Annotated in this window: 1 protein-coding gene; it reads left to right on the top strand. The window is 69.0% G+C overall.

Translation table 11 applies throughout. The features are described 5' to 3' along the window. Positions 1–29: 29 nt before the first annotated feature. The coding region (locus ACWD1Z_RS37650) for an acyltransferase domain-containing protein (RefSeq protein ID WP_451125442.1) at positions 30–1347 on the top strand (1318 nt) is incomplete at its 3' end.

The following is a 1347-nucleotide window of genomic DNA, read 5'->3' as shown; positions in this document are numbered from 1 at the left end:
CCTTCGGCATCTCCGGGACGAATGCGCACGTGATCCTGGAGGAGGCGCCGGTCGAGGCCGAGTTGGGTCCGGTGGTGGTCTCCGGTCCTGAGGGGTTGTCGGGTTCGTCGGTGGTGCCGTGGTTGGTGTCGGGGCGTACGGCGGGGGCGTTGGCTGCGCAGGCGGGGCGGTTGGCGGGGGTGTCGGGTGAGCCGGTGGATGTGGGGTGGAGTCTGTGGGCTTCGCGTACGGCGCTGGAGCATCGGGCGGTGGTGTGGGGGCGGGAGCGCGGTGAGCTGACGGCGGGGCTGGAGGCGTTGGCGTCCGGTGGTGCCGCTGGTAACGCGGTGTCGGGTACGGCTGTTGCTTCGGGTGCGCCGGTGTTCGTGTTCCCCGGCCAAGGGTCGCAGTGGTTGGGGATGGGGCGGGGGTTGCTCGCCTCTTCGCCGGTGTTCGCGGCGCGGATCGGTGAGTGCGAGGCGGCGCTCGGGCCGTTCGTGGACTGGTCGCTGACCGAGGTGCTCACCGGTGACGATGACGCCTGGATGCAGCGGGTGGACATGGTCCAGCCCGTTCTGTGGGCCGTGATGGTGTCACTGGCGGCCGTTTGGGAGTCGTTGGGCATCGAGCCCGCCGCTGTCATCGGTCACTCGCAGGGGGAGATTGCCGCGGCTGCGGTGGTGGGTGCGTTGAGTCTGGAGGATGCGGCTCGGGTGGTCGCTCTGCGTTCGGCTGCGATTCGGGATGAGCTGGCCGGTCGTGGTGGCATGTTGTCGCTGGCGACGGGTGCTGAGCAGGCGTCGGCGTGGGTGTCGTCGTATGGCGATCGGGTGTCGATAGCCGTTTACAACGGTCCGGATGCCACGGTGGTGGCCGGTGATCCCGAGGCGCTGGACGAGATCGCTTCGGTGGCGGAGGCCGCCGGTGTTCGTGCTCGGCGGGTTCCGGTGGATTACGCCTCGCACTCCGCCCATGTGGAGGACATTCGGGAGCGGCTGCTGGAGGCTCTCGCGCCGGTGGTGCCGCAGGTGTCGCGGGTGCCGATCATCTCCACGGTCACTGGTGGCTTGTTGGACACGATGTCGATGGGTGCCTCGTACTGGTACGAGGGTCTGCGTCAGCCCGTGCGCTTCACCGACGCGGTCCAAGTAGCCATGGATCAGGGGCATCTCCGGCTGATTGAGGTCAGCGCGCATCCCGTGCTGACCATGGGCGTGCAGTCGATTGCCGAGGCTGCGGAGAAGCGGGTCACGGTCGTTGGCACTCTGCGCCGGGACGAGGACGAGAACGCCCGCTTCCTCGCCGGCGCCGCCGAACTGTGGGTCAACGGGACCGACATCGACTGGTCCGCCGTCTACGCGGGCCGCG

It is taken from the genome of Streptomyces sp. NPDC002784, assembly GCF_053592135.1.
This window is presented reverse-complemented; position numbering and strand designations above follow the sequence as displayed.